The sequence below is a fragment of the Flavobacterium psychrotrophum genome (assembly GCF_003403075.1).
GTDB lineage: Bacteria > Bacteroidota > Bacteroidia > Flavobacteriales > Flavobacteriaceae > Flavobacterium > Flavobacterium psychrotrophum.
The window spans coordinates 606,869-617,971 of the sequence record NZ_CP031557.1 but is presented as its reverse complement, the minus strand read 5'-3'; the positions used below and the strand labels follow the sequence as shown (position 1 = coordinate 617,971).

General features: G+C 44.8%; 7 protein-coding genes and 1 other RNA gene. 5 read left to right on the top strand and 3 right to left on the bottom strand.

The genetic code is table 11. From position 1 onward, the window contains the following. The first annotated feature begins 6 nt into the window (after positions 1-6). From DYH63_RS02625 to DYH63_RS21720, 5 genes are all read left to right on the top strand, one after another. The gene (locus DYH63_RS02625) at positions 7-1,500 is read left to right on the top strand and encodes a RagB/SusD family nutrient uptake outer membrane protein (RefSeq protein ID WP_116787317.1); all 1,494 of its coding nucleotides are present in this window, start codon (positions 7-9) and stop codon (positions 1,498-1,500) included. Positions 1,501-1,518: 18 nt separating this feature from the next. Beyond that, the gene (locus DYH63_RS02620) at positions 1,519-2,571 is read left to right on the top strand and encodes a SusE domain-containing protein (protein ID WP_116787316.1); all 1,053 of its coding nucleotides are present in this window, start codon (positions 1,519-1,521) and stop codon (positions 2,569-2,571) included. 112 nt (positions 2,572-2,683) lie between these two features. Next, a complete protein-coding gene (locus DYH63_RS02615; protein WP_116787315.1) occupies positions 2,684-4,060 on the top strand; it encodes an alpha-amylase family glycosyl hydrolase in 1,377 nt (458 codons plus the stop codon). A gap of 21 nt (positions 4,061-4,081) precedes the next feature. Continuing rightward, positions 4,082-6,199, top strand: a complete 2,118-nt coding sequence (locus DYH63_RS02610; RefSeq protein WP_116787314.1) for a glycoside hydrolase family 97 protein — start codon at positions 4,082-4,084, stop codon at positions 6,197-6,199. A 106-nt stretch (positions 6,200-6,305) separates the two neighbouring features. After that, complete coding sequence (locus tag DYH63_RS21720; RefSeq protein WP_116787313.1) at positions 6,306-8,867, top strand: discoidin domain-containing protein; 2,562 nt, start codon at positions 6,306-6,308, stop codon at positions 8,865-8,867. 437 nt (positions 8,868-9,304) lie between these two features. On the opposite strand, the gene fsa is transcribed toward DYH63_RS21720, so the two are convergent. From fsa to ffs, 3 genes are all read right to left on the bottom strand, one after another. Continuing rightward, positions 9,305-9,961, bottom strand: coding sequence for a fructose-6-phosphate aldolase (gene fsa / locus DYH63_RS02600; protein ID WP_116787312.1), 657 nt, complete (start codon positions 9,959-9,961; stop codon positions 9,305-9,307). Between the two features lie 35 nt (positions 9,962-9,996). Beyond that, the gene (locus DYH63_RS02595) at positions 9,997-10,800 is read right to left on the bottom strand and encodes an SDR family oxidoreductase (protein ID WP_116790724.1); all 804 of its coding nucleotides are present in this window, start codon (positions 10,798-10,800) and stop codon (positions 9,997-9,999) included. A 129-nt stretch (positions 10,801-10,929) separates the two neighbouring features. Further along, positions 10,930-11,027: signal recognition particle sRNA small type (gene ffs / locus DYH63_RS02590), an RNA gene on the bottom strand. Positions 11,028-11,103 lie beyond the last annotated feature (76 nt).

The following is an 11,103-nucleotide window of genomic DNA, read 5'->3' as shown; positions in this document are numbered from 1 at the left end:
ATGACTATGAAATTTAAAAATATAAGCATCCTGGCAGTTACCTTTTTATTACTGCTTACAGGCTGTACTAATATAGACGAAACGGTGTATGACAAATATACCGCAGACGATTTTTACGGTTCTGCACAAGGATCTGATGTGGCACTGGCAAGTATATACAACCAGGTAGCAGGTAACTGGGGTGGCGTAGGATATGCCGGTGCTGATAACGGCTGGTATGACCTTAATACCATGTGTGCCGATGAGCAGGTAATACCTCACCGCAACACGGGCGACTGGCAGCTGGATTTTGCACGACTTTATAAACACCAGTGGCTGCCTACAGATGCCATGATTGGCAATACGTGGAACTGGCTTTATAAATCGATATTTAGTGCTAACCTTGCGGTACAGCTACTGGAAGACGGCCATGCAGAGCCTGCCAAGATTGCCGAGGCACGAGTACTGCGCGCTTTCTTCTACTACTTATTGATGGATGACTGGGGCAGTGTGCCTTTTTATACTACAAATAACATTACAGTAGACCAGATACCACAGGCCAGCCGCCAGGAAATCTACGACTTTATTGTAACAGAGCTTACCCAGAACGTAGACAAGCTAAGCGATACAAAAGGTGGCGCTTACTACGGCAGGTTTAATAAATGGGCTGGTTATACCCTACTGGCTAAAGTATACCTTAATGCTGAGGTTTATACCGGTACGGCACGCTGGCAGGAAGCCCTTACGGCCTGTAACAAAGTAACCGAAGGTGGCTTTAGCCTGCACACCGGGGCAGCAGACAGTGCAAACCCGTTGGGTTCTAAATACTACGAACTTTTTGGCGATACTAATCCGGGAGATGAAACCATTCTTTCTATGTACGCATCAGTTAACGTGGTGTCGCGCAATATATATGGTGTACGCACGCTGTTTGGCTCTCATGGGCAGGCGTTGTTTGGTTATAGCGGCTGGAACGGTACTATCGTACCAAAAGATTTTTACCAGAAATACAACGCTAACGATACCCGCATCAAACAGTTTTTAATTGGCGACCAGGGTGGTGGCGTTAACTATACGCTGGAAGTATCATCTCTTGATAATCCGGGTGCTCCACCGCAGGCGGGTGTGCGCTGTGTGAAATTTTACCCTGCCGGAACTGCCGATGGCGGTGGTGCAAGTAACGATTTCCCTATTTACCGTTATGCAGATATATTGTTAATGATTGCTGAGTGTAATGTACACCTGGGCAATGCAGGTGCAGCAAAGCCTTTTGTAGACCAGGTGCGCGAACGTGCCGGACTTACAGCACTGGCTGCTAACCCTACGCTGACTGACATTTATAATGAGCGTGGTTTTGAACTGAACTGGGAAGGCCACCGCAGGCAGGACATGATTCGTTTTGGTACGTTTCTTAATGCAAACCTTTTCAGGGGTGCATCACAAGATTACAGGAAACTTTTCCCTATCCCTACCTCAGCGCTTGATGCTAACCACAACTTAGTACAAAACCAGGGCTACTAACCTCTAACTATTATTATAATGAAAAAATATATAAGCAAACTGTTACTTGTATGCACACTGGGCATGCTCGCAGTTTCCTGCCAGGACGATGAGCCGCTTACAACGCTGGCTGCCGTATCGTTTAGTGAAGGGCTTACTGCCACGCCTAATACTGTGGTGCTTACGCCTGCAAATAAATATGAAACCGTAACTACCATATCATGGCCGGAAGTAAGCTTCCCTATTGATGCTCCGGTTACTTACGCCCTGCAAATAGATATCCCTGCCGATACCATAGGTACTGCGGCCTGGGCCAATGCTAAAAATTTTGCCGTAGGCGAAGATGTACTAAGCAAATCATTTACCGGTGCCGATCTTAATGCCTTAGCATTAGACCTAGGCTTACCGCAGGATGTAGCCGGTGGGCTGGTAGTGCGCGTTGCTGCTACTATGGACCGTACCGTATATTCTCACGGTATAACCCTTACTGTTACTCCATTTGTAGAGGTAATAACACTTACCGAAATTTATGTGCCGGGCGGGTATCAGGGCTGGAATCCGGCGACTGCCGCTACCCTTTCAGCAATAGAAAATGGCGTTTTTCAGGGATTTCTTACCTTTCCTGCAGGACAGCTTGAATTTAAATTCACGACAGAGCCTAACTGGGAAAACCCCTATGGCAACGATGCCAATGGAAACTTTGCACTAGGTACTACTACCACAAACCTTGCGGCTCCGGCAGCAGGTACTTACCAAATTACCGTAAACCTTAATAACCTTACATATACCCTTACGCCATATGCATTTGGTATTATAGGTACGGCAACACCGGGCCAATGGGATAATGATACCGATATGGCATGGGATTACCAAAACCATTACTGGACATGGACGGGAGATTTAATTTCGGGGGCGCTTAAATTCAGGCTTAATGATGCCTGGGCAGTAAACTACGGCACCGATGCAAACGGAACGGTAATGTACTTTGATAACCAGGGCGCGCATAATGTTACAGCGGCAGGTACATACAAGGTTACCTTTGTCGTAAATGCCAATCCTGCTACAGCAACATACTCGGTTACACTACAATAATGTAATGGCAGACACATAAGATCATTTCAGTTTTTTTGGGTTAAAAAGGCATCCCTCTATGGGCAGAGGGGTGCTGCCATTACCATCTTTCACTCAAATAAAAATATTAACGATGAAGTTATTTTTCAACATATTACTTTTTATGGTTACTGTTCCGTCATTAGTGGCGTGCAACAGCGACGATAACCACAGTACACCTTCGCCATACGAGCAGTGGGGCGAAACATTTGCCGCAATGCCGGCTAAAGAAGATGCTGTTATTTACCAGGTTAACGTGCGCTCTTTTGGTGCTAACGGAAAATTATCTGAGGTTACAGCAAGGCTGGACTATATTAAAGACTTAGGCGCAAATGTGGTCTATCTTATGCCCATTTACCCTATTGGTACAGTAAATGCAGCAGGTGCGGCAGGTTCTCCTTATGCTGTAAAAGATTATAAAGCCATTAACCCGTCTATGGGTAATTTAGAAGACCTGCGCACACTTGTAAACGAGGCGCACAGCCGCGGCATGGCCGTAATGCTGGACTGGGTGGCTAACCATACCGCCTTTGACAATGCCTGGACATCAGAACATAAAGACTGGTACCAGCAGGATGAAAACGGAAACATTATTAGCCCGCCGGGAACCAACTGGGCAGACGTGGCACAGCTTGACTTTACCAATAAAGATATGCGTGCCGGCCTTATTGATGCCATGCACTACTGGGTTTACAATGCTAATATTGACGGTTTCCGTTGTGATGCGGCTGATTTTGTTCCGCAAAGCTTTTGGAGTGAAGCCATTACATCGTTACGCGGTATTAAAAACCATAAACTGCTAATGCTTGCCGAGGGTTCAAGGATAAACCATTTCTACGCAGGTTTTGACTATACGTTTGGTTTTGGGTTCTTTAGCGCTATGGAAGCAATGTTTCATGATAACAAGCCTGCTACTGCAATACAGGATGCCAGCGCTGCAGAGTATGGCACAAACTACAATCCGGCAAACCGCATTGTACGCTACACTACAAACCATGACGTAAACCTGAGCGACGGTTCGCCAATAGAATTATTTAAAGGAAACAAAGGTTCGATCGCTGCTTTTGTCATCGCTTCGTATATGAAATCGGTTCCGATGGTCTATAACGCTCAGGAAGTGGGCTATGCACCACGCATCGATTTTCTTAATAACCGCCCTATAGACTGGAGTAGCCCGAATAACGATATGCTTGCAGAGTACAAAAAAATCATTGCATTCCGCAAAACCAGCGCTGCCGTTAAAACCGGCGAGTATACAGGGTACAGCAGCAATGCTGTAAGTGCATTTACTATGGCAAAGGGCAATGAAAAGGTACTGGTACTGGTAAACATTACTAATGCAAATACTAATTATTTACTGCCTGCACCGCTTGCTGCCATAAGCTGGACAGATGGCCTTACAGGTACTTCGGCAGGAACGCTGTCTAACATACAGCTTGCACCGTTCCAGTACATGATACTGAAAAACTAAAACTAAATAATACCCGCCCAAATGAATTTCAACCCAAATCAAAAACGTTTTTTTATAGCCCTTGCCGTGTTGTTTGTACAGGTAGTGGCAGTAGCCCAAACCGTTACATCTCCGGATAAGAACCTGTCGCTTGATTTTAAGCTGCAGGAAGGTGGCATTCCCGTGTACACCCTTACCTATAAAGGCAAACCGGTAGTAAAAACCAGCCGCCTGGGTATTGATACTAAAGATGTAGCCCCGTTTACAGATGGTTTTACTATTAAAGACAGCCAGCAAAGCACGGTAGACCTTAACTGGGAACCTGTAATGGGCGAGCAAAAAACCATTCGCAACAATTATAATGAGTTACTGGTTACACTGGCACAGCCAAAAAACAACAATCGCTACATCAGGCTACGCTTCAGGGTGTTTAACGACGGGCTTGGTTTCAGGTATGAATTTCCTAAGCAAAACGACCTGAGCTACTTTGTGGTAAAAGAAGAGGTAACGGAGTTTCAGCTTGCCGGTGACCATAAAATTTTCTGGATCCCGGGCGACTATGATACTAACGAGTATCCGTACACCACCTCTAAGATATCTGAAATACCGGGTCTTCAAAAAAAGGCTACAGTAGAGATCAGTGCGCAGATGCCTATTGCCAATCCATCGGTGCAAACGCCAAGTATGATGAAATCGGCAGACGGGCTGTACATCAACATTCACGAAGCGGCACTTATCAACTATCCGGCAATGAGCCTTAATGTAGATGCTGCCAAACAGAAATTTAGCGTACACCTTACCCCGGATGCCGTAGGCAATAAAGGCTATATGCAAACCGATGCGCAAACACCTTGGCGTACTATAGTAGTAAGCGACAAGGCTACTGATATTTTAGCGTCAAAACTAATACTTAACCTTAACGAGCCTACAAAATACAAAGATGTAAGCTTTATTAAGCCTGTAAAATACATAGGCGTTTGGTGGGAATACTTTGTAGCAGGCCGCAGCACCTGGGCATACGGAAAAGAAAACAACGTAAAACTTACGGATGATTTCAGCAAGCTGACACCAAACGGCAAACACGGTGCTACTACCGCACGCGTTAAAGAGTATATTGACTTTGCTGCTAAAAACGGCTTTGACGGCGTACTTGTAGAAGGCTGGAACGTAGGCTGGGAAGACTGGATAGGCCACTGGAAAGAAGAAGTTTTTGACTTTGTAACCCCGTATCCAGATTTTGATGTAAAAGAGCTTAAACGCTATGCCGAATCAAAAGGTGTTAAGATTATTATGCACCATGAAACATCAGGATCTGCTACAAACTATGAGCGCAGGTTAGACAGGGCATTCCAGTTTATGAAAGACAATGGCTATACCGCTGTTAAAACAGGATATGTGGGTTCTATAATTCCGCGCGGCGAACACCACGACAGCCAGTGGATGGTTAACCATTACATTCACGTAGCAGAACGTGCTGCTGATTATGGTATTATGGTAAACAGCCACGAAGCAGTGCGCCCTACAGGGCTTAACCGCACCTACCCTAACTGGATAGCGCAGGAAAGTGCACGCGGTACTGAGTTTGAAGCAATGGGTGGGCTAAATCCTGAGCATACTACCATACTGCCATTTACACGCCTTATGGGCGGCCCTATGGATTTTACACCGGGTATCTTTCAGCTTGACCTGGGCTTTTACGGTACAGGCAGCAAACAACATGTAAACACTACGCTTGCCAAGCAGCTTGCCTATTATGTAACCATGTACAGCCCACTGCAAATGGCTGCCGACCTACCCTCTAACTATGAGCGTTTTCCCGATGCGTTCCAGTTTATTAAAGATGTAGCGGTAGACTGGGATAATACCTGGGTAATTGAGGCAGAGCCGGGCGATTACATTACCATTGCCCGTAAGGCAAAAGCCAAGGACGAATGGTTTGTAGGCAGTGTTGCTGACGAGAACAGCCGTACAGCAACCATCGACTTCAGCTTTTTGCCAAAAGGTAAAAAATATACGGCTAAAGTATATGCCGATGCCCCTGATGCTGCCTGGAATGGCAAGCAACAAAACTATACTATTAAAGAAGTAACCGTAACTTCTAAAACAAAACTTAAGCAATATGTTGCCCCGGGTGGTGGCTTTGCAATCAGTGTGAAATAACCTTTTTCACATACCCCATCCTTACTGTTTTTGCTTCGGCTTATAATTTTAAGGATGGGTTTATTTACCAAACCTCATTTTATTATCAACCTTAAATTTTGAGACCATGAAAAAAATTATTTTTTTGGTAGTATCTCTTATGGCCATAACGCTCGTAAATGCGCAGTATGCATCTATGGCCATAGTAGGTAACGGCGTAGGCGGATGGCCTACCGGTGCTGCGGGCGAAATTGACGCACACCAAATGACAAGTACCGATGGCATACATTGGAGTATCAACAACTTAGTAACCTTTAACGGTTCTGTAAAGTTCAGGGTGGCAAACTCATGGGCTAACAACTGGGGTGCCCCTGCCGGAGGTGCATTTCCATCGGGCACTGGTGTATTTGACAGCCAGACTAACATTACAACGCCTATTGGTGTTTACAATGTAACGTTTAACAGCACTACGCTGGCCTATAACTTTTCTGCATCTAGCCTCTACCCTATCGTCAGCCTTATAGGCCCCGGTGTAGGCACAGGCCCTGAAGACTGGAATACTGATATTGACCTTGGTACTACAGATGGTGTTCATTATTCACGCAACGGTGTTACCATTAACGGCGCCGTTAAATTCCGTAAAAACCACGACTGGCCTGCCGGAAACTGGGAACCACAAACATTCCCTTCTGGTACAGCCGTTTCTGATGGTGCCGGTGCGCTTGCTGTCGCAAACGATATATATAATATATCGTTTAACCTTACCACACTGGAGTATGCTTTTAATTACCGCACCATTGCCATAGTAGGCAGCGGCACACCACAAGGCTGGCCGGCAGACCCACAAACAGATACACACGTATTTACATCTGTAGATGGTATACATTATGTAATAAACAGCATTACCCTTACCAGCGGAGCGGTAAAATTCCGCCAGGATAATAACTGGAATGTACAGTGGGGCGGCGATGGCGGCTTTCCGTTAGGATACGGCTCACAAGCGGGCATTGATATCAATATTCCTGCCGGTACCTATAGCATAACCTTAAACAGGCTTACAGGCGCATACAGCTTTGGAACCCCGATTGGTGCTAATGTTGCCCCGGAATGCACCTTAATACCTGCTGTTTCGGCTTCAGCCTCTACCGGAAATGCTGCTCTTGCCACAGACGGAAATGCCGGATCCCGCTGGGAAAGTACTGCTGCCGGAGCACAAAGCATAACGCTCGACCTGGGCACACAAACTACGGTAAGTGCGGTATCTATAACATGGGATAACTATAGTGCTAAAGATTACTTTTTACGCGGATCTGCAGATGGTACTACATGGACCAACATTTCTGAAAAAACAAATATGGCATATGGCGCACGCATTGATGCCATAGAGAACATTGATACACAGTACCGATATATAAAAATAGATGGCGTTACTCCAAACACGCAATATGGGTATGCTATTTATGAAGTTAATGTATGTGGCACCCCTATTGTACCCGATAGTGCAAAACAGATATTGTTTATTGGTAACAGCTACACCTACTACAATAATTTACCTACTATGGTAAAAAATGTGGCAGCATCTGTAGGCGATAAAATTAAGGCATCAAGCTATACTGTGGGCGGTACAAGCCTGGAAGAGCATTTTCAGAGTACCGGAACCACAGGCGCATTACAGCGTGGCGGCTGGGATTATGTAGTACTACAGGACCACAGCCAGCGCCCGGCTCTTGACGATGCTTATGTGCAAACCCATACGTATGCTTTTGCTGCACAACTTGCCGATATGGCACGTCAATACAGCCCTTGTACTGAACTATTTTTTTACCAGACATGGGGTCGCAAGAATGGCGATGCACAAAACTGCCCTACTATTCCTGAAGTATGTACTTATGAGGGTATGGATGACCGTTTACAGCAACGTTATACCCAGATGGCTAATGATAACCAGGGCACCATCTCTCCGGTAGGACGTGTGCGCCGCGAATTAAGGCAGTTGCATCCTGAAATTGAATTGTATGTTGAAGATGAGAGTCACCCTACTTTAGCGGGTACTTATGTATCTGCGGTTACATTTTATACGGTTCTTTTCCGCAAAGACCCAACTTTAATTACATACAATACAAGCATATTAGGTGCAACTGTAGCTAACCAGATCAAGGCGGTTGTAAAAGCTATTGTATATGATAATCTTGCTGCATGGAATGTAGGCGCTTACGACCCGTCAGCAGCCTTTACTTTTCAGTCAGCTGGTAATATGGTTGCTTTTACAAATACATCTGTAAACGGGCAGTCTTATGAATGGAACTTTGGTGATGGTGCAACCTCAACAGAGCAAAATCCTGAGCACCAGTTTACAGGTGCAGGCCCTTATACTGTAACATTAACCGTTACTAACTGTAGCAGGCAGAGTACTACTACACGCGAAATAACAGCGCTAAGTACAACAATATTCAATCGTCAAAATATCACGGCCTACCCTAACCCTGCCAGCAACATATGGAACATTACTGCTGCAAATGGTGCTATAAACAGCATTCAGGTTGTAGACATAAGCGGTAAGGTAGTAATGAATATAAGCCCTAAAGGTACTACCGCAATTGTAGATGCCTCACAACTTAGTTCCGGTATTTATATGGCAAAAATTTCTACTGGCGATGCAGTGCAAACCATAAAGCTTGTAAAAAATTAATTGTTTACAAGACATACAATGCGTTAGTTTTTTTTGAGTTTTTGAAGCTGCCTGAAAGGGCAGCTTTTTAAGTTTATTTTGTATTTGAATTTACTCCAAATTTTACCACGGAGGGCACAAAGGTTAAAACACGGAGAGCACAAGGTAAGCCGCCCTTGGCGGAAGGACACAGAGCCACCTATAGGCCTCACCCCCAACCCCTCTCCGAAGGAGAGGGGAGCCGAGAACGGGTACAGTACGCAACAATTAGTCATAAAATGAACTTAAATCGTTGCCAAGATATCTGAATGTAACTACTCGTTCCTCTTTGCGGAGGGCTGGGGAACGGACTAAAAAGATGTGTCCTCAAGATAGCCCCAAAGGAGGAATTTCACTCAACCAGATAAAAAAATGGCATCCGGAAACGGATGCCATTTTAAATATATACTGTTCAGTAATTACTGGTTTCCTTTAGCATAATCCGCAAGAAACTGCGCAAGTCCAAGATCTGTAAGCGGGTGCTTAAGCAGTCCGGCAATGGCGCTAAGCGGGCCAGTAATAACATCTGCACCTATTTTAGCACAGTTTACAATGTGCATGGTGTGGCGTACAGAGGCAGCAAGTATCTCAGTTTCGTAACCATAGTTGTCATAGATTTCACGAATCTCTTCGATAAGGTTAAGTCCGTCTGTAGAAATATCGTCAAGACGGCCTATAAATGGCGATACATAAGTAGCACCTGCCTTAGCAGCAAGTAGTGCCTGTCCGGCAGAGAACACAAGAGTTACATTGGTTTTGATACCCCTGTCAGAAAAATATTTACACGCTTTAATACCCTCTTTTGTAAGTGGAAGCTTTACTACGATCTGCTCATGAAGTTCGGCCAGTTCTTCGCCTTCGCGTACCATACCCTCAAAGTCAAGCGCAATAACTTCGGCGCTTACATCACCATCCACAAGTTCGCAAATGTCTACGTAATGCTTAAGTATATTGTCTTTACCGCTAATGCCTTCTTTTGCCATAAGCGACGGGTTTGTAGTTACGCCATCTAAAACGCCAAGTTCCTGTGCTTCTTTAATCTGTGCAAGGTTTGCTGTATCAATAAAAAATTTCATGTCGTATTATTTATGTTTGAATATTCAGTGTGAAATTACAATTTATAATGGTTCATAAGCATTTTTTCATACATTTTGTCCGGCAGTACCCTTTTAAGCACTATCGAGAATTTTTGCATAAAAACGCCTACTTTGTAGTGTACATTAGGGTTAGGGGTTTTCATTATGGCATACACGGCCTCAGCCATTTCCAGCGGGTTGCTACCGCCGTCTACGTGCTCATTAAGTTCTTTTAGAGTATTGCCATAAGGCACCTCATAAGGAGATCCTGTAATTACCGGAGCATGATAACGCCCCGAAGCAATATTGGTCGCAAAATCGCCGGGTGCTGCACTGGTTATAGTAATACCGTGACCTTTAACCTCCATGCGTAATGCCTCGGTAACTAACTCCAAAGCCCCTTTGGCAGCAGAATAAATGCCCCTGTAAGGTAACCCCATATAGCCCGCAATACTGGTAATATTTATAATTAGTCCGCTTTTTTGAATACGCATTTGTGGTAATACTGCCTTCATAACCTCAATAGGGCCAAAGAAGTTTACCTCAAAATGGTTACGCATTTCTGCTGTGGGAATTTCTTCAACCGGGCCGGTAATACCTACACCCGCATTGTTTACCAGTACATCTATAGTGCCTGCTTTTGCAATAACCTGCGCCACGGCCATGCTAATGCTCTCGGCACTGCGCACATCCATAGCTACCAGTGGGAATTTAGAATCTTTTATCTTCTCCGGGTTTCGGCTGGTGCCAAAAACGGTATAGCCTTTATCCTGCAAAAATTCGCCTATTGATTTACCAATGCCCGACGAACCGCCGGTTATAAAAATTACTTTGCTCATTTGTTGTGATATGAAATGCGAAATTAGTGGTTTACCCTGAAACTGCCTAATTTCCTGAAATGTCTGACCAAAGGTATAGGCCGAAAACAAAAAAATCCCCTGACGGAGACCTTGACTAAAAGAAGAAAAAAATGGCAAGCGACCTACATCGCACCGCTCAACCACATACCTTTGCTGTGTTCCCACCCTGGAGGAGTCTGCAGGAGCTGGTCGTGTAGGACTTGCCGCTGCAAATATACAACCATTTTGAATTTTTGCAAGCCCTATTGCCAATATAAAATACCGTTGTATATTGCTTTACTA